The sequence below is a fragment of the Pseudomonas sp. F-14 TE3482 genome (genome assembly GCF_053629455.1).
This window is the reverse complement of record NZ_JBRJII010000001.1, coordinates 87501-105956: the sequence shown is the minus strand read 5'-3', so window position 1 is coordinate 105956 and position 18456 is coordinate 87501. Positions and strand designations below refer to the sequence as shown.

Below are 18456 nucleotides of genomic sequence, written 5' to 3'. Positions count from 1 at the left end.
GGCTCTCAAGGATCGGGTCAGCGTGTAGACTTCCGGACAACCGATATCCACGGACACAAAAGGCAAAGCAATGAGCGAGGAAACCATGCGGTTGGGACGTGAGCGGCGCTATCTGGTGTTGCTGGGCATTATCTGCCTGGCGCTGATCGGTGGCGCGCTGTACATGCAAGTGGCTCTGGGCGAGGCACCGTGCCCGCTGTGCATCCTGCAACGCTACGCGTTGTTGCTGATTGCGCTGTTCGCCTTTATCGGCGCAGCGACGCGCACCCGCCGCAGCGTCACGCTGTTCGAAACGTTGGTGGTGATCTGCGCCATTGCGGGCGCCGGGGTGGCCGGGCATCACGTCTATACCCAGTTTTATCCGGCGGTCAGTTGCGGTATCGATGTGCTGCAGCCAATCGTCGACGGCCTGCCGCTGGCGAAGATCTTCCCGCTGGGCTTCCAGGTCGATGGCTTCTGCTCTACGCCGTACCCGCCGATCCTCGGCTTGTCCCTGGCACAGTGGGCGCTGCTGGCGTTCGTGCTGATCGTGGTGCTGGTGCCGCTGCTCATATCGCGTAACCGCAAAGCCCTGCGCTGAGTCTGTACGCCATACCGATACAGGCAAAAAAACGCCCTGGTTCTCGTTGAGAGGCCGGGGCGTTTTGCATATTCGCAGGTCAGGTAAAAAGACCTTGATGCTCGACAAGGAAGGGTGCGACACGTATGCGACATGTTGTCACAGCTTGAGTGTCGCAAGGCATTTCAAATCGCTGATTCAGGGCATCGCTTCGCGGCAAAAACCTGCTCTTCCAGGCACTGTCGGTTTCAGCGCTCGTCAGTCGAAACAGGCAGTTTTAACAGGGCCTGGCAAATTGGCAAAGCCCTTGTCACATAGGGGGTAGAGCAGGGTCGAAGGCGAGCGCAGAGCCTTGGAAGCTGTCTGAACTTCGCGTGGTAGACCTACTATTTTTGGTGTTTTTGTTGAGAATGAATTTCGATACCATGGCGCACTTTTGCAAAAGCCGTGAATGATTGTTGTCGGATCGGATATAAATTATTTCGGGATGAGACATGGTTTATGAATCGTTACATATCTACAATCGCCCGCACTGAATTCCCGGCACTGCTCACCCTTACTCAGGTGCATGAGCAGAACCAGGGTGTCGAGAGGTCTGATGGCTTCATGCGACTCCCAGGTGTCGGTGCCTTCCGACGATCCGCACCAAATGGAATTGGTCTGTAACAAGGCCCTTGACCACGAATTCGAATAAGAACTCACCGCAGGCCCAGCAATTGTCGAACAGCGTCTGACGCGCGACGGGCAGGCCCTTATTCAATCCAAGAAAAATGCCAACCCTTGGCAGGGTGAAGTGTTGGCGATCAAAACCCAACTGCATTGCGCAAGCTGCTTTAGAGGTCGTGAGATGAGTAAAAACAGGTACCCCAGACTACTAGGCTTATTGCCGCTGCTCGGCACGTTGTTGCTGGGAGGCTGCAACATGACCTTGCTCGATCCCAAGGGCCAGGTCGGCCTGGATGAGCGAAACCTGATCATCACCGCAACGCTGCTGATGCTGTTGGTCGTCGTGCCGGTCATCGTCATGACCTTCCTGTTCGCCTGGAAATACCGCGCCTCCAACAAGGACGCCGTTTACACGCCAAAATGGTCCCACTCCACCAAGATCGAAATCGCGGTGTGGACTATTCCGGTACTGATCATCATTGCCTTGGGTTACGTCACCTACAAGTCGACCCACGCGCTGGACCCTTACAAGCCGCTGGAATCCGACGTCAAGCCGATCACCATTGAAGTGGTCGCGCTGGACTGGAAGTGGTTGTTCATCTACCCGGAACAAGGCATCGCCACGGTCAACAAGATCGTGTTCCCGGCGCACACCCCGATCAACTTCAAGGTGACTTCGGACTCCGTGATGAACTCGTTCTTCATCCCGGCCCTGGGCGGCCAGATCTACGCGATGGCGGGCATGCAGACCAAACTGCACCTGATCGCCAACCAGAACGCTGAAATGGACGGTATCTCCGCCAACTACAGCGGCGCGGGTTTCACCGGCATGAAATTCAAAGCTATCGCCACTTCTCAGGAAGATTTCGACGCCTGGGTAAGCGAAGTCAAAAAGGCACCTAAACAGCTTGAACAAGCTGAATACGCAGCCCTTGCCAAGCAAAGCCAGAACAACCCAGTCGAGCTCTACTCCTCGGTCACGCCGAACCTGTTCCAGATCATCGTCGACAAGTACGAAGGCATGAAACCGGGTCCGAAGGTCAAGCACGAGAAGAAAGAGAAAGAAGTGGCCGCTACGCAAGGAATGGACATGAACTCGCATTCAGCTGCCGGGGCAGAGGAGTAAACGATGTTTGGTAAATTAAGTTGGGAAGCGGTCCCGTTCCACGAACCGATCGTGATGGTAACCATCGCCATGATCGCGCTCGGTGGTCTGGCGCTGTTCGCTGCAATCACCTACTTCAAGAAGTGGACCTATTTGTGGACCGAGTGGTTGACCTCGGTCGACCACAAGAAAATCGGCGTGATGTACATCATCGTCGCCATGGTCATGTTGCTGCGCGGTTTTGCCGACGCCATCATGATGCGTACCCAGTTGGCCATGGCCACCGAGGGTTCGCCTGGCTACCTGCCGCCTGAACACTATGACCAGATCTTCACCGCTCACGGTGTGATCATGATCATCTTCATGGCGATGCCATTCTTCACCGGCCTGATGAACCTTGCGGTGCCGCTGCAGATCGGCGCGCGTGACGTTGCCTACCCGTTCCTGAACTCCCTGAGCTTCTGGCTGCTGGTATCCGGCGTGGTGCTGATCAACCTGTCCCTGGGCGTTGGCGAATTCGCCAAGACCGGTTGGGTTGCTTATCCGCCGCTGTCGGGCCTGCAATACAGTCCGGGCGTGGGGATGGATTACTACATCTGGGCACTTCAGCTATCCGGGTTGGGTACGACGCTGACGGGGGTCAACTTCCTGGCCACCGTGCTGAAAATGCGTACCCCTGGCATGAAGCTGATGGACATGCCGATCTTCACCTGGACCTGCACCTGGGCCAACGTCCTGATCGTGGCTTCGTTCCCGATCCTGACCGCTACCCTGGCACTGCTGACTCTTGACCGTTACATGGATTTCCACATTTTCACCAATGAACTTGGTGGCAATCCAATGATGTACGTCAACCTGTTCTGGGCCTGGGGTCACCCTGAGGTTTACATCCTGATTCTGCCGGCGTTCGGGATCTTCTCCGAAGTCATCTCGACCTTCACCGGCAAGAAACTGTTCGGCCACCACTCGATGATCTACGCCAGCGGCGCGATCTCGATCCTGGGCTTCATGGTCTGGCTGCACCACTTCTTCACCATGGGTTCGGGTGCCAGCGTCAACGCCTTCTTCGGTCTGGCGACGATGCTGATTTCCATCCCGACGGGGGTGAAGCTATTCAACTGGTTGTTCACCATTTATCAAGGCCGTCTGCGTTTCACCAGCCAGGTTCTCTGGACCCTGGGCTTCATGGTGACCTTCGCCATCGGCGGCATGACCGGCGTATTGCTGGCCATCCCGGGTGCTGACTTCGTTCTGCACAACAGCCTGTTCGTGATCGCGCACTTCCATAACGTGATCATCGGCGGCGCGGTATTCGGTTACATCGCAGGTTTCGCCTTCTACTTCCCGAAAGCGTTCGGCTTCAAGCTGCACGAAGGCTGGGGCAAGGCAGCGTTCTGGTTCTGGATCAGCGGCTTCTTCGTCGCGTTCATGCCGCTCTATGCACTGGGCTTCATGGGCATGACTCGTCGCCTGAACGCCACCACCAACCCTGAGTGGGTACCGTACCTGTACGTTGCCATGTTCGGTGCGGTGATGATCGCCGTCGGTATTGCCTGCCAGCTGATCCAGCTCTACGTCAGTATCCGTGACCGCAAGCTGCCGCAGAACATGTGCGAACACGGCGACCCGTGGAATGCCCATACCCTGGAATGGTCGACTTCCTCGCCACCACCGTTCTACAACTTTGCCGTGCTGCCAAAAGCAGAAACCATCGACCCGTTCACTGAAGCCAAGGAAAACGGCACCGCGTACAAGGCTCCGGCCAGGTACGAGCCGATACACATGCCAAACAACACCGCCACCGGTGTGGTCATGGGTGCTCTGTTGACCGTGTTCGGTTTCGCGATGATCTGGCACATCTGGTGGTTGGCCATCGCAAGCCTGGTCGGCACCGTGGTGTACTTCGTGATCCACGCTGCACGTGATGATCAAGGCTATATGGTGCCGGTCGACGTAATCGAGCGCATCGAAGCCGAGCAGCACAAGCGTCTGGTAGCGGCCGGGAAAGTTCCAGCCACCGCCACCCGTGTTGAAACCTCGTTGGAACAGGCTTAAACCATGTCGAACTTAGTGACCAATGCTGGACACACCCATGTCGATGGACATGGGCATGATGACCATCACCACGACTCGGGCGAGATGACCGTATTCGGTTTCTGGCTCTACCTGATGACCGACTGCATTCTGTTTGCGTCGATCTTCGCGGTGTACGCGGTACTGGTTAACAACGTAGCGGGTGGCCCGTCGGGCCACGACATCTTCGAGTTGCCTTACGTACTGGGCGAAACCGCTCTGCTGCTGTTCAGTTCGATCACCTACGGCTTCGCCATGCTGGCGTTGTTCAAGGGCAAGAAGAACCAGGTACTGGGCTGGCTGGGCATGACCTTCCTGTTCGGTGCCGGCTTTATCGCCATGGAGATCAACGAGTTCCACGTACTGATCTCCGAAGGCTTCGGCCCTAGCCGCAGCGGCTTCCTGTCCGGGTTCTTCACCCTGGTCGGCACCCACGGTCTGCACGTGACCAGCGGTCTGATCTGGATGGCGATCATGATGTATCAGGTGCAGAAAAACGGCCTGACGGCGACCAACAAGACCCGTCTGAGCTGCCTGAGCCTGTTCTGGCACTTCCTGGACGTTGTGTGGATCTGCGTATTCACGGTTGTTTATCTGATGGGGACTATGTAAATGGCTAACGCTCATTCCCACGATGGTCACGAAGCCAACCACGGCAGCGTAAAGTCCTACGCCATCGGCTTCATCCTGTCGGTGATCCTGACCGTCATTCCTTTTGGCCTGGTGATGTACCCATCCCTGCCGAAAGCCATGACCCTGTGGATCGTTCTGGCCTTTGCTGTGATCCAGGTGCTGGTGCACCTGGTTTACTTCCTCCACCTGGACCGCTCGGCCGCCCAGCGTAACAACGTGGTTGCGTTTGTTTTCGCCGCGATCGTAATCGTCCTGTTGGTCGGCCTGTCGCTGTGGATCATGTTCAGCATCCACACCAACATGATGGCGAAGTGAGGTAAGTCCGCATGTCCTTGAAGCACTTTATCCAAATCACCAAACCGGGGATCATTTTCGGTAACGTGCTTTCAGTGGCAGGCGGATTTTTCCTGGCCTCCAAAGGGCATGTCGATCTGGCCATTTTCCTGGCTGCGATGATCGGCACGTCCCTGGTGGTCGCTTCCGGTTGCGTGTTCAACAACTGCATCGACCGCGACATCGACCTGAAGATGGAACGCACCAAGAACCGTGCGCTGGTCCAGGGCCTGATCTCCCTGAAACTGGCCCTGGCTTTTGCGACCATCCTTGGTGTTTTCGGCGTTGCACTGTTGTACAAGGTGGCCAACCCATTGGCTGCGTTGTTCGCGGTGATCGGTTTCGTCATCTACGTCGGTTTCTACAGTCTGTACCTCAAGCGCAAGTCGGTTCACGGCACGCTGGTGGGCAGTCTGTCGGGGGCGATGCCGCCGGTGATTGGCTACGTGGCTGTGACTAACAGCTTCGACATGGCCGCACTGACGCTGCTGGTGATGTTCAGCCTGTGGCAGATGCCGCATTCCTACGCCATCGCGATCTTCCGCTTCAACGATTACCTGGCCGCATCGATTCCGGTGTTGCCGGTGAAGCGCGGGATTCAAGTGGCCAAGAAGCACATCCTGCTCTACATCCTGGCATTCCTCGTAGCGACCTTGATGCTGACCTTCAGCGGCTACGCCGGCATGAGCTACCTCGCCGTCGCCGCAGCCATGGGCATGTATTGGTTGTACATGGCCTGGACCGGTTACAAGGCAGTGGATGACACGGTCTGGGCACGCAAGCTGTTCGTGTTCTCGATCTTCACCATTACCGCGTTGAGCGTGATGATGTCGCTGGATTTTAAAGTGCCAAGTGAGCTGTTGCTGACTTACGCGCCTTAAGCTTCGGATGCTGTAAAGAAAAGCCCCGCCCTTCGAGAGAATGGCGGGGCTTTTTATTGGGTTCTTTTGACGGACCGTGTCGTCCCGATCGCGAGCAGGCTCGCTCCCACACTGGATAGGTGTTGCCGCCAGCTTTGTGCTCGATGCTGACCCCCTGTGTGAGCGAGCCTGCTCGCGATGGCCGCGCCGCGGTGCATCAGAAAAAAAGTTAATTAGGCGAACAGGCAATAAAAATCCCCGCTCTGATGACGGGGATTTTTGTGTGCAGCGTATAGCGTTACTGCGCGGCGATGCTGTAGCCGTCGAACGCGGTTTGCTGTTGAAGCGCGGTGATGATGTTCTTGCGGTTGACCGCTTGTTCGGCCCCGGCATTGTCCAGGAACGTTTCGCTTTCCAGCTCGGCTTCATCGCCTTCGCCGACGAAACTGAAGCCCAGGAATTCCAGCGCTTCACGGTCAACGTTCAGGCGCGAGCGCGGGGTGCGCAGGGGCAGGGTGACGCTGATGCCGTCCTTGCTGATGGTGAACACCTCGACGTCTTTCTTGGCGCGAGCCGCTTTGCTCTTGCCGCTGCTCGGGTTGCTGATGGCCTGGTGAGTCTGGTTCAGTACCTTCAGCGCCAGGCCGTAGACGATTTCCTGGAACGCCGGGTCGTCCTTGAAGCTGGACAGAATGCGACTGATCGGGAACTTGCTGCTCAGGTCTTCCAGGGCAGCAATGTCGGCCGCTTCGGCGTCTTTCAGTTGCTTGAGTTCGCCCATCAATTCGTAGGCTTTATCGTCGTCGAAGCTGTCATGAGCCTGGCGAATCGCGGCGCGCAGTTCGCGGATCTGGTCGCTTTCCCGGGTGGATTGAAAAGCATCCAGAACCATCTCGCTGATGGTTTTGGCCTGAGGCACGTGTTGTGAAAGATTGATGGAGTTTTCGTATTCCGCTTTGGACGACAAGGTGACTACGGATTCAGCGGTATTGGAATCGGACATTGAAATTTCACTACTTCTTTTAACTTGGATTGAGGCGAGAAAGCACGAAGCCTTTTCAGGCCGCCTAATCTATTGGACCGAGGCTGCGTTGTCACGGATGAACAGGTGGCTGGTCAGTATTTCTGGTGAGAGGTTTTAGACCGACCCACCCATTGCTCCGCCGTTTGCTCATCCACCGGCAAGGAGAAGCGAAAAGTCGCGCCGCGTCCCGGCACGTCGATCAGCTCGATCTCGCGGCCGTGCAAATGCAGGATCCGATGCACGATCCGCAGCCCCAATCCGCCATCGCGCCGTGCGCCGCCAATGTTGAACGGGCGCAGGAACAGACCTTCGCGCAGTTCTGGAGCGATTCCCGGGCCGGTATCGCTGACGGTGACTTCGATGAAAGACCCTTGTGGGCGCAGACTGAGTTCGATTTCTCCACCTTGGGGCGTATGGCGCAGCGCATTGTCGAACAGGTTGGTCAGCACCCGCTCGATCAACCCAAGATCTGCGCAGGCCGCCGAGACGTTGGGGGCGAAGGTGGCCTTGAGTTCGATCTGGCGCGCTTCGGCGCTGAGTTCGAATTTCTGAAAGATGTCCTGCACCAGATCGGTCAGCGAAAAGCGCTCCAGCACCGGTTGCACGAAACCGTGCTCCAGCCGCACCAGCTCCAGCAGCGATTGCGCCAGGCCGCCGACCTTGCGGCTCTGATCCAGGGCGATCCCCAGATAACGGCGGCGGTCGGCGGGGGACAATGTGGCGTCCTTGAGCGACAAGGTTTCCAGGTAACCGTGCAGCGAGGCCAGCGGTGTGCGCAGGTCGTGGGAGATGTTCGCCACCAGTTCACGACGCTCCTGATCCTGACGGGTCAGCGAGTTCCATTGTTCACCGAGGCGCGCTTGCATCTGCCGAAAGGCCGCATCGAGGACGGCTATTTCATCGTGGCTGGCGGCTTTTTCTACCGGTTCAGGCTCTGGTTCGGGCGAGGCGGACGGAACACCGTTGATATCGAACTGACTGACTTTTTCGGTCAGGCGGCGCAATGGCCGGGTGATCAGGCCAAATGCGGTGAGGCCGGCAATCAGGCATAGCAACGCCACCAGCCCAATGGACAACAACGCTGTATTGAGCGCCGCGCTGGTGGCGCCGCGTTCGGCGAAGCGATCGTGCTCTTCACTGAGCAACACCACATAGAGATAACCGGCCGGCTGACCATTGACCCGCAACGGCGCAGCACTGAAAACCTTGCTGCCATCAATGCTGCGCGGATCGTCGCCGAGAATCGGCAGGGCCTCGCCTTTGAGCAAACGCAGGATTGGCGCCAGGTCGACTTGCTCTCGGCGTATTCGACCCTCGGGCGCGGCGCTGCCGACAATTCGACCCCCGGTGTCGAGCAGATAGACCTCGACACTGGGGTTGACCAGCATCAGCTGGCTGAACAGTTCGCGCACGGCATTGGGCATCGGGCCATTGCGGTCCATCAGCACGGTGTCGTGGGCGATGTGTTGCGCCAGATCCCGCGACAACCCCTGCACCACTTCCAGTTCATGCATCTGGTTGGAGCGCACCTGCATCCATGCCGAGGTGCCGCAGCACACCAGCAACAGCACGGCGAACACCAGGGACAGGCGTTGGGTCAGGGTCAACCTCATGGCTGTTCTCCGCTCGTCGCGAGTTTGTAGCCGCGACCCCACACGGTGAGGATGCGCGCCGGTTGCGCTGGATCGGCCTCGATCTTGGCCCGCAGGCGGTTGATGTGGGTGTTGACCGTGTGCTCGTAGCCTTCGTGGCTGTAGCCCCACACCGCGTTGAGCAGGTCCATGCGCGAGAAGACCTTGCCGGGCTGGCGGACGAAGAAGTACAGCAAGTCGAACTCCCGCGGCGTGAGGTCAAGACGACGGCCATCGAGGGAGACTTCACGGGTGATCGGGTCGATGGACAGGCCATCGCTGATCAGGCTGCCAGCGTCCATTTTCAGGTTGCGGGCCATGGCGTCGACCCGTCGCAGCAATGCTTTGACCCGCGCCACCAGTTCGAGCATGGAAAAGGGTTTGGCCAGGTAGTCGTCGGCACCGAGTTCCAGCCCCAGAATCCGATGGACTTCGCTGGAGCGCGCACTGGTGATGATGATCGGTGTGTAGCGGGCCATGGCCCGGGCGCGGCGGCAGATTTCCAGGCCGTCGACGCCGGGCAGCATCAGGTCGAGAATCAGTGCGTCCCAGCTTCCTTGCTGCAGCAGTCGCATGCCCTCATCGCCATCGGCGCAGTGCACCACCTCGAACTGCTCATCGCGAAGATGCAGGCAGATAAGGTCGGCGATGTGCAGGTCGTCCTCGACCACCAGGACGCGTTTGGTCGGTTCCATGGAGCTCAATCCCTCGTGACGCAATGAACAACATTGTGCGGCTTTTCCTGAGGCTGAGTTATCACGAATTGTTTAACTCCTCGTGAGGATTTGGCGATCAACTCAAGCCTAGGCTGTGTTCCATGCAAGGCACCTGGAACTTTTGGAGAAGGCCCATGTTTTCACGGCGACAGTTTCTGGTAGCGAGCGGCGGGCTGGGGGCTGCGGCCCTGGTGATCGGTGTATTGCCAAAATTTTCCGCAAGCGTCGCGCTGATCGATGAGGCCCGCGCGATGGAGGTTTTCGAGGTGACTCACAGCGACAGCGAATGGCGCGCGCGGCTTAGCGCCGAGCAGTACGAGATCCTGCGCGAAGAGGGCACCGAACGGGCCTACAGCAGCCCGCTGAACAACGAGCACCGCAAGGGCGTTTTTGCCTGCGCCGGTTGTGATCTGCCGTTGTTTTCTTCCGACACCAAGTTTGACAGCCGCACTGGATGGCCGAGCTTCTGGGCGCCACTGGACAACGCGGTGGCCACCCGTCAGGACCGCTCCTTCGGCGTGCTGCGCGAAGAGGTTCATTGCCGTCGTTGCGGCGGTCACTTGGGCCATGTCTTCGAGGACGGGCCAAAGCCCACCGGTCTGCGTTACTGCATGAACGGTCTGGCGCTGACTTTCAAACCGCAGGCGTAATCCATGGGCACTTCCTTTCACTCACTTCATGCAGGTCGACGTTATGTGGCTTCTGGTCCTCGCTTATCTCGGTGGTGTGCTGACGATCGTCAGCCCGTGCATTCTGCCGGTATTGCCCTTTGTCTTCGCTCGCACCGGGCAGCCGTTTATGAAGAGTGGCTTGCCGCTGCTGGCAGGGATGGCGCTGACCTTCGCGCTCGTCGCCTCGTTGGCGGCGGTGGGCGGCGGTTGGGTGGTGCAAGTCAATCAGTACGGTCGCTGGCTCGCGTTGCTGTTCGTTGCACTGTTCGGGCTGACGCTGTTGCTGCCCCGGTTGGCCGAACGCCTGACGCGTCCATTGGTGGCGGCCGGCGGTCGGCTGTCGGAAGCCGCGGCTCTCGATACCCGGCCGCGCCCCGGCGCTTCGTTGCTGATCGGTGTCGCCACGGGCCTGCTCTGGGCGCCCTGCGCCGGGCCGATTCTGGGCCTGCTGTTGACTGGCGCGGCGCTGCAAGGGGCAAACATCGCCACCACCTTGTTGCTACTGGCTTACGCGGCCGGCGCCGCCACCTCTCTCGCCGCGGCATTGCTGCTGGGCGGTAAAGTCTTCGCCGCGATGAAGCGCTCGATAGGCGCAGGCGAGTGGCTGCGTCGAGGCTTGGGAGGCGCGATGCTGGCGGGTGTAGTGGCGATCGCCTTGGGGCTGGATACCGGGATTCTGGCGCGGGTCTCGACGGCATCCACCGGCGATATCGAGCAGGCGCTGGTAAATCGGCTGGCCGGTAAGTTGCCGACCAGCAGTGGGGCGATGATGTCGCAGATTCCACGGGGCGGCGATCAACCTGCCGCCAGCATGAAAATGACCGCCAAGATACCGGGCGAACTGCCGATTGAAGGCAACCTTCCATCGCTGGACGGTGCTGTGCAATGGCTCAATTCACCCCCTCTCACCGCCCAGTCCTTGAAGGGCAAGGTCGTGCTGGTGGATTTCTGGACTTACTCCTGCATCAACTGCCTGCGCACCCTGCCGTACGTGAAGGCCTGGGCCGCGAAGTATCGTGATCAGGGCTTGGTGGTGATCGGCGTCCATACGCCCGAGTTTGCCTTCGAACGTGATGTAGGCAACGTCACCAAAGCCATGAAAGACCTGGGTGTCACTTATCCGGTGGCAATCGATAACGACTACAAGGTCTGGCGTGCTTTCAACAACCAATACTGGCCGGCCCACTATTTTGCCGATGCTCAGGGGCGCATTCGTTATCACCACTTTGGCGAGGGCAAATACGCCGAATCGGAGCGAGTGATTCAACAACTGCTGCGTGAGGCCGGCGCCGAGAAGGTCGAGGACGGGCTGATCAATGCTCGTGCCGAGGGCGTCCAGCTCGCCCCGGACATGAGTGAAGTGCAATCGCCGGAAACCTATATCGGCTATCGACGGGCGGAGCATTTCGTTGCTCAGACCGATCTGGCGCCAGACAAGATGACGGCCTATAGCCCGCCGTCCCGACTGGCCCTCAATAACTGGAGCCTGGAGGGCCAATGGACGGTCGGTCCGGAACGGGCCGTTTCGAACGCACCGGCCAGTCGAATCGTCTACCGCTTCCACGCTCGCGATCTGCATCTGGTATTGGGCCCCGGCGCTGACGGCAAACCGGTGCGTTTCAACGTGTTGATTGACGGCAAGCCCCCAGGTAGTGCCCACGGTGTTGACGTGGCGCCGGATGGCAGCGGCAGCGTTACCGAGCAGCGGTTGTATCAATTGGTACGCCAGAGCGCAGGCGTAAAGGACCGGACATTCAGCATTGAGTTTCTCGATCCGGGTGTGTCGGCGTATGCATTTACGTTTGGTTGATAGCCGTTTGGTCGATAGCCCCATTCATTCAGGAGACAAGCCATGAAAACCTTATTTAACTGGCGTCGCACCCTGCTGGGATTGGCCGCGGCCAGTGTTATCGGTCAGTGCGCCGCGTTTTCTTTCGCAGGCGCCGCAGAGGCGGTCATCATTGCGCCACCAACCCTCGACGAGAACACTCAAGCACGCAGTGAAACGGCAATTTTTGCCGGCGGTTGCTTCTGGGGCGTCCAAGGGGTATTTCAACACGTCAAAGGGGTGAAGAACGCTGTCTCCGGTTACGCGGGGGGCACAGCCGACACCGCTCAGTACGAGCGGGTCAGCAATGGCGATACCGGTCATGCGGAGGCCGTCGAAGTCACCTACGATCCGGCTCAAGTCAGTTATGGCAGCCTGTTGCAGATCTATTTCTCGGTGGCCCATAACCCCACCGAACTCAACCGCCAGGGGCCGGACCGCGGCACTCAGTATCGGTCGGCGCTATTCCCGAAAAGCCCCGAACAGCAACGCGTCGCCCAGGCTTACATCACCCAGCTAGACGCTGCCCATTCGTTCAACAAACCCATCGTCACCAAACTGGAAACCTACAACGGCTTCTACCCGGCCGAGGAAGAACATCAGGACTTCCTGACGGAACATCCGACGTACCCCTACATCGTGATCAATGACCTGCCGAAAGTGGTGCAGTTGAAGAAGTTGTATCCGGATCGGTATCAGGAGAAGCCGGTGTTGGTGAAGGGGGGGCAATAGTGCATTGGCTACTTCAAGCGTGAGCGTTCCATCGCAATGGTCGACGTTTCAAAGCCCAGCTTTGAAAAAAAATCCGAAGCGCCTTCACGGCCTGCTCGCAGAATCCAGGTAATGGCGGTGTTGTCGCCCATGACATGCTCAACCAGGGCGCGACCGACGCCTTCACGTCGAGTTTGCTCGCACACGACAACCATCGACAGATAACCGTTGGACAACCCGTCGGTGATACCTCGGGCAAACCCGACGATGCGGGAGTCCTTTATCGCAAGAGCTGTACGTTGAGAATTAGCGATCAACTGCGCGAAATGCTCAGTTGAGCCGGTGCGGTGAGCCCAGCCATTCTCGCCAAGAAAAAGTCGTACGGGCTCTGCGTCCGAGGGCTGCATATCACGGATAAGCACGGAAGTACTCACCCCGAAATCACATTCTTGCCCGCAATCTTCGACCGATACAGCGCCTGATCGGCCCTGGCCAGCAACCCTGTCTGTTGCTCTTCTTCAAAGCGTTGCACCACGCCAAAACTCATGGTGACTTGATAGTCCCCGACCGGCAGCAAGCTCGACAGGCTGTGACGGATTTTTTCAGCGAGTGCCCTGGCGTCGGCCAACGAGGTGTTGGGCAGGATCATGATGAACTCGTCGCCGCCCCAGCGCGCCAACAGATCGCCTTCGCGCACGCAGTGCTTCACGCTCTCGATCACCTGCACCAACGCCGCATCACCCAAGGCGTGGCCGTAGTGATCGTTGATGTTTTTGAAGTCATCGATGTCCATGGCGATCAGTGATAGCGGCTGGCGGAAGCGTTGGGCGCGATCGCATTCCAGGGGCAGAGCTTTTTCCAGGCGATAGCGATTGGCGATGGAGGTCAGTACATCGGTTTCCGCCAGTTTGCGGTTTTCTTCGAGTTGGATTTGCAACTGCTCATTGACCCGGGACAACTCGCGTGTGCGTTCTTCGATGATGGCTTCGAGGGATTGATTGCGCCGTTCCATTTCTTCGAACAGGCGTTTCTTGTCTTCGATACTGCGGTGCGCGCCGACCATTCGTGCCACCGAGCCGTCGGCATTACGTGCCAGCACATAGCCGCGATCTTCGATCCAGATGTAAGTGCCATCGCGCATGCGGCAGCGATACTCGGCTTGATAGCCGGGTGCGCGCTGATTCAGGTAGTCATCAAACAGCGCCATGACTCGCGAGTAATCGTCGGGGTGGATCACGTTTTCCCAGGTCAGCACGTTGTTATCCAGGGAATGAGGCGGATAGCCGAGCATCTCGTACCACCCGGGGTTGCGGTAGACGAACCCGGTGTTGGCGTTCCAGTCCCAGATGCCATCGCTGACCAGTTCCAGAATGGTGTGCAGCATGTCTTCGTTAAAATCTGACAGATTGAACTTCAACGGCTCGATATTCGATGCCTCACCCATCATCGGTCTCCCTGCCGAACTGATATCAACGTGACTCGCCAGTCGAGGAGATTAGTTCATGGGGTATTGCTACTGCTAGGGGGCGTTCTCAATTAGTTTCCTTAGCGAGAGCGCCCCCTACTGCTTGCCCCACCGCTGCAGCGCAAAGTCGACGAAGCTGCGTAATTTCGGCAAACGGTAGCGGTCCTGGGCGTACACCAGGTTCATCGGACGGCTGGGCAGTTGGTAGTCCTGCATCAAGGCCACCAATTTTCCGTCCTGAAGGTCCTGCTCCACCAACGCATCGGGCACCATCACGATGCCCATACCGGTGCGCGCCGCTTGATGCAGCCCCGCCGAACTGTTGATCAGCATCGGCCCGCTGACCTCCACCATGACTTCGCCTTCGGGTCCCCTCAGGCGCCATTGTTTGGCTACCGAGTGCCAGTCGTCTCCGGCCGGGTAGGCGAAGGCCAGGCAGTCATGGTGTTGCAGGTCGGTGGGTTTTTCAGGAGTGCCCCGGCGCGCCAGATAGTCCTTCGATGCGCACAGGGTCATCGTGTAGTCGATGAGCGGGCGGGCGATCATGTTGGACATCTCGGTAGTGCCCAAGCGAATCGCCACATCGAAACCGTTGTCGAGCAAATCCAGGCGCTGGTTGGTCAACACGACGTCGAGTTTGACCTGCGGACAGCGCAAGGTGAATTCGCTCAGGGCCGGCGCCAGCCGTTCGGTGCCGAAGGTCAGCGGTGCGGTGATGCGCAGGGTGCCGCTCGGCTCGTCGAGGGTCTGTTCGGCCAGCCGTTCGGAATCGGCCACCAGCCCCAATACCTCGAGACAACGTTGATAGTACGCCGTGCCGAATTCCGTCAGCCGCTGGCGTCGTGTCGTACGGTTAAGCAGACGCACACCCAAACGTTGCTCCAAGGCCCGAAGATGATTGCCGACCATGGTCGTGGACATTTCGCACTGCAAAGCGGCGGCGGTCATGCTGCCGGCTTCCACCACTCTTACGTAAACGGTCATTGCCTGGAACAAATCCATTATCAAGCCTAGCTTTAAAATGATTGAAGTGTTGCGGTGTTTATCCATCTCAGGTGGCTAACCATACTGCAAAAACACCGACTATTAATGGAGTTTGATGTCATGACCGCCGCCTGCCTGATGAGCACTTATCAACCCTTGGCCCTGAGTTTCAGCAAAGGCTTGGGCACGCGCTTGTGGGATCAGGCCGGTCGCGAATATCTGGACGCGGTGGCGGGCGTAGCGGTGACTAACGTCGGCCATTCCCATCCGCGAATCGTGGCAGCCATCAGCGAACAGGCCGGGCTGTTGTTGCACACCTCCAACCTGTACAGCATCGACTGGCAACAGCGGCTGGCGCAGAAACTGGTTCGGCTGTCGGGAATGGAGCGGGCGTTTTTCAGTAACTCTGGCGCTGAAGCAAACGAAACCGCGCTGAAACTCGCGCGGCTTTACGGCTGGCACAAAGGCATCGAGCAGCCGCTGGTGGTGGTCATGGAAAACGCCTTTCACGGCCGTACGCTTGGCACCCTGTCCGCCAGTGACGGCCCGGCGGTGCGTCTGGGGTTTAACCAATTGCCGGGGGACTTCATTAAAGTGCCGTTCGGCGACCTCGCTGCGTTGGAGGCGGTCCAACAAGACCACGGTCCACGCATCGTGGCGATTCTGATGGAGCCGGTTCAGGGCGAAAGCGGTGTGCAAGTGGCACCGCCCGGTTATCTCAAAGCGGTACGCGAACTGTGCGACCGGCGCGCCTGGCTGCTGATGCTCGACGAAATCCAGACCGGCATCGGCCGCACCGGCCAGTGGTTTGCGTTCCAGCACGAAGGCATTACCCCGGACGTCATGACCCTGGCCAAAGGCCTGGGCAACGGCATCCCTATTGGTGCCTGCCTGGCCCGAGGCAAAGCCGCCGACCTGTTCACCCCCGGCAGCCACGGCAGCACGTTCGGCGGCAATCCATTGGCGTGTCGAGTGGGGTGCACCGTGCTGGAGATCATTGAGGAACAAGGCCTGCTGGAAAACGCCAAACTGCAGGGGGAACGCCTACTCGCCAGATTGCGTATCGAACTGGCCGATGATCCCAACGTTCTGGCGATTCGCGGCCGGGGTTTAATGATCGGCATCGAACTCAAACAACCGATTCGCGACCTGACCTTGATTGCAGCCCGCGATCATGGCTTGCTGATCAACGTGACACGGGGCAAGACCATTCGCCTGCTGCCACCGCTGACGATTGATGAGCGGGAAGTGGAGATGATTGTCAGAGGCGTTGGTCGGGCGGTGAGCGCAGCCTGACTTCTATTGAATGTATGCATTCCCCTGTAGGAATCGGTGTTCGCGTGATTGGAATCGGGAAGGATTAGTCGATTTGTTGCATCGTACTGACGAAAGTCGTGACTTCATTCCGATTCATCAGTTGAAGTTTCGAACCGCTAAACCCTGCGAACAAGCGCTGATGCGCGGCAAATCCACTGGAATCGCCGCGCGTACGGTAGCTACCCGCCCAGTCCTGTAACGCTATCAGTAACTCATCACTATCATCGCGCTCTGCTTCACGCTGGCGAATATGACTGACGCAGTCTTCGTCCTCCAGGCACAGCCAGATCAACGTCGTCGCCTGTTCCGCCAGTTCACTGACCATCCATCCATACACACCCTCGATAACCCACCGCTCTTCATTCGCTGCCACCCGCGCCATTCCCAATGCTTCGGCGCGGGGACGAGCGATGCTGTGTTCATCGGATATCCAGTGAATCAGGTCGAGATCGATCCAGGATACTTGCAAGTGCTCTGCCAGTCGTTTGGCCAGCCAACTCTTGCCCGAGCCGGAGTTGCCGATGATCAGGGTTCGGGTGAGGTTCATGGTGTGCGGGTAATAATTGCTCATGGCAACTCGGCCAAAGTCATTCAACCGCTTCGGAAATTTCAGGCGCCACCATCCGCGTCTTCGGCGAGCCATCCGCGTTGTGCTGATAAATATCCTGCGGCTGGCCTTTTTCATTAAAGAACACCTGGCCGATCCCCGCCGAATTCCATAACCGCTCGCCCGCTTCGGCATGCTCCGGAACGTGCGGAACAATGCGCATCCGCCGACGCTTGGTTAGCCAGTTCAGTGGCGAGCGGGGCGAGTAAAGCCAGCGGTTGAGGCGGTCGAACCATTCGAGCAGCGCTGGCGGAAACTCGTTTTTGATACCGCTGCTGGTGATCTGCCAGATTCGTGGGCCAGCCTTGCGGTGTCGGATCAATACTTCGTAGACGAAGGAATAATGCACATCGCCAGACAGCACCACGTAGTTACCGGGAGTGCGGGAGTGTCGGAAAATGTTCAGGATTACCTGGGCGGCGCCGCGATGGGCCATCCAGTTTTCGGCGTCTACCAGCAACGGATAGCCGCACCAACTAAACACCCGTTGCACGGTTTCGATCAATTTGACGCCGAAAATCGGCGCCGGCGAAACGATGATCGCCGAGGGATGATCGAGCAATTCCTGCTGCAGCTCGCTGAGCGCTTCCCAATCCAGCAGACCGGACGGTTGCTTGAGCGTCATTTCGCTGCGCCAGCGCCGGGTGCGAGTGTCGAGCACCACCACCGCAGGGCGAGTGGGCAGCACGTAATGCCACTTCTGAAAGCTCAGCAGCTCGTCGATCAAGCTATCCTGGACATCGCTGTCCAGGTAAGGATCTTGCCCCGAGGCACTCAACAGGCGGGTTTTTTCCAGCATGCCGCCAAACGCGTCCGGGTTGTTGCCCCAGCCTTGGCACAGCATATAAGCGAGCAGCGCGTTGCCGATGATGCGCTTGGAGAACGGATGGCCGTAGGCCGTTTCCTCCCATTGCGCGGAAAGATTCCAGTCATCGGTAATGTCGTGGTCGTCGAAAATCATCAGGCACGGCAGGTGCGCCATCGCCCGCCCAACACCACCCAGTCCTTTTTTGAACTCCTCGATGCGCGTCAGCTCCAGGGCATAACGCTTGCGTCGTTCGGGCGTCAGTGCCGGTGGTTGCGGCGCGATCAGTATCCAGGACGTGGGCGACCATACTAATAGGTACATGGCCATGACCTCGGCGAAGGTCACTAAATGGTTGTCGGCGCTGCTACTGGTAAAGATCGGCTTACGCGCTCCACCGAAAAATCGTTCGCGCAGGGTTTCGTTGCTCTCAAGCGCCGGTAACAAATCCGCACGATGGTAGTAGCT

The 18456-nt window shown here is 58.5% G+C and carries 18 protein-coding genes (1 of these 18 cut by a window edge); 10 read left to right on the top strand and 8 right to left on the bottom strand.

The features are described from left to right. Nucleotides 1-70 precede the first annotated feature (70 nt). The 6 genes from AB7M26_RS00490 to cyoE all read left to right on the top strand — a co-directional run bounded on the left by AB7M26_RS00490 (nt 71) and on the right by cyoE (nt 6250). Nucleotides 71-580 (top strand): disulfide bond formation protein B, encoded by a 510-nt coding sequence (locus AB7M26_RS00490; RefSeq protein WP_032830273.1) that lies wholly within the window; start codon nt 71-73, stop codon nt 578-580. Nucleotides 581-1406: 826 nt separating this feature from the next. Then, on the top strand, nt 1407-2351 hold the full coding sequence (cyoA, locus tag AB7M26_RS00485; protein WP_123501049.1) for a ubiquinol oxidase subunit II: 945 nt from the start codon (nt 1407-1409) through the stop codon (nt 2349-2351). A gap of 3 nt (nt 2352-2354) precedes the next feature. Beyond that, nucleotides 2355-4385: a cytochrome o ubiquinol oxidase subunit I gene (cyoB, locus tag AB7M26_RS00480; protein WP_063341493.1), complete on the top strand. Its 2031-nt coding sequence runs from the start codon at nt 2355-2357 to the stop codon at nt 4383-4385. 3 nt (nt 4386-4388) lie between these two features. Continuing rightward, the gene (locus AB7M26_RS00475; protein ID WP_123501051.1) at nt 4389-5015 is read left to right on the top strand and encodes a cytochrome o ubiquinol oxidase subunit III; all 627 of its coding nucleotides are present in this window, start codon (nt 4389-4391) and stop codon (nt 5013-5015) included. Next, nucleotides 5016-5351: a cytochrome o ubiquinol oxidase subunit IV gene (cyoD, locus tag AB7M26_RS00470; RefSeq protein ID WP_095633374.1), complete on the top strand. Its 336-nt coding sequence runs from the start codon at nt 5016-5018 to the stop codon at nt 5349-5351. 11 nt (nt 5352-5362) lie between these two features. Next, entirely contained in the window at nt 5363-6250 is an 888-nt protein-coding gene (gene cyoE / locus AB7M26_RS00465; protein WP_123501053.1) for a heme o synthase, read from the top strand. Nucleotides 6251-6527: 277 nt separating this feature from the next. Here cyoE and AB7M26_RS00460 read toward each other — a convergent pair whose 3' ends face one another. The 3 genes from AB7M26_RS00460 to AB7M26_RS00450 form a co-directional block, all read right to left on the bottom strand. After that, nucleotides 6528-7232: a hypothetical protein gene (locus AB7M26_RS00460; RefSeq protein WP_123501055.1), complete on the bottom strand. Its 705-nt coding sequence runs from the start codon at nt 7230-7232 to the stop codon at nt 6528-6530. 113 nt (nt 7233-7345) lie between these two features. Next, nucleotides 7346-8866 (bottom strand): sensor histidine kinase, encoded by a 1521-nt coding sequence (locus AB7M26_RS00455; RefSeq protein ID WP_123501057.1) that lies wholly within the window; start codon nt 8864-8866, stop codon nt 7346-7348. Continuing rightward, a complete protein-coding gene (locus AB7M26_RS00450) occupies nt 8863-9579 on the bottom strand; it encodes a response regulator transcription factor (RefSeq protein ID WP_123501059.1) in 717 nt (238 codons plus the stop codon). The genes AB7M26_RS00455 and AB7M26_RS00450 overlap by 4 nt, the downstream gene beginning before the upstream one ends. 155 nt (nt 9580-9734) lie before the next feature. Between AB7M26_RS00450 and msrB the strand changes: the two genes are divergently transcribed. Genes msrB through msrA form a run of 3 tightly spaced genes read left to right on the top strand, consistent with a single transcriptional unit; the run spans nt 9735 to nt 12831 of the window. Continuing rightward, nucleotides 9735-10250 carry a peptide-methionine (R)-S-oxide reductase MsrB gene (gene msrB, locus AB7M26_RS00445; protein WP_123501061.1) on the top strand — a complete coding sequence of 172 codons (516 nt, stop codon included), beginning with the start codon at nt 9735-9737 and terminating at the stop codon, nt 10248-10250. 43 nt (nt 10251-10293) lie between these two features. Next, complete coding sequence (locus AB7M26_RS00440) at nt 10294-12081, top strand: cytochrome c biogenesis protein DipZ (RefSeq protein ID WP_123501084.1); 1788 nt, start codon at nt 10294-10296, stop codon at nt 12079-12081. Between the two features lie 42 nt (nt 12082-12123). Further along, complete coding sequence (gene msrA / locus AB7M26_RS00435; RefSeq protein ID WP_123501063.1) at nt 12124-12831, top strand: peptide-methionine (S)-S-oxide reductase MsrA; 708 nt, start codon at nt 12124-12126, stop codon at nt 12829-12831. Nucleotides 12832-12839: 8 nt separating this feature from the next. On the opposite strand, the gene AB7M26_RS00430 is transcribed toward msrA, so the two are convergent. From AB7M26_RS00430 to AB7M26_RS00420, 3 genes are all read right to left on the bottom strand, one after another. Then, the gene (locus AB7M26_RS00430) at nt 12840-13217 is read right to left on the bottom strand and encodes a GNAT family N-acetyltransferase (protein WP_429378248.1); all 378 of its coding nucleotides are present in this window, start codon (nt 13215-13217) and stop codon (nt 12840-12842) included. 23 nt (nt 13218-13240) lie between these two features. Further along, entirely contained in the window at nt 13241-14254 is a 1014-nt protein-coding gene (locus tag AB7M26_RS00425) for a sensor domain-containing diguanylate cyclase (RefSeq protein WP_123501067.1), read from the bottom strand. 117 nt (nt 14255-14371) lie between these two features. Further along, on the bottom strand, nt 14372-15277 hold the full coding sequence (locus AB7M26_RS00420; protein ID WP_123501069.1) for a LysR family transcriptional regulator: 906 nt from the start codon (nt 15275-15277) through the stop codon (nt 14372-14374). Nucleotides 15278-15379: 102 nt separating this feature from the next. Between AB7M26_RS00420 and AB7M26_RS00415 the strand changes: the two genes are divergently transcribed. Then, complete coding sequence (locus AB7M26_RS00415) at nt 15380-16555, top strand: acetylornithine transaminase (protein ID WP_123501071.1); 1176 nt, start codon at nt 15380-15382, stop codon at nt 16553-16555. A 64-nt stretch (nt 16556-16619) separates the two neighbouring features. Here the strand turns inward: AB7M26_RS00415 and AB7M26_RS00410 are convergent, their stop codons facing one another. Together AB7M26_RS00410 and AB7M26_RS00405 are read right to left on the bottom strand one after the other, a co-directional pair. After that, nucleotides 16620-17147, bottom strand: a complete 528-nt coding sequence (locus AB7M26_RS00410) for a P-loop NTPase family protein (RefSeq protein ID WP_123501073.1) — start codon at nt 17145-17147, stop codon at nt 16620-16622. A 16-nt stretch (nt 17148-17163) separates the two neighbouring features. Further along, nucleotides 17164-18456: the 3' portion of an alkaline phosphatase D family protein gene (locus AB7M26_RS00405; RefSeq protein ID WP_123501075.1), read on the bottom strand. Its footprint extends 645 nt past the window's final position; the window shows 1293 of its 1938 coding nt (coding positions 646-1938); its start codon lies off the right edge, out of view; its stop codon occupies nt 17164-17166.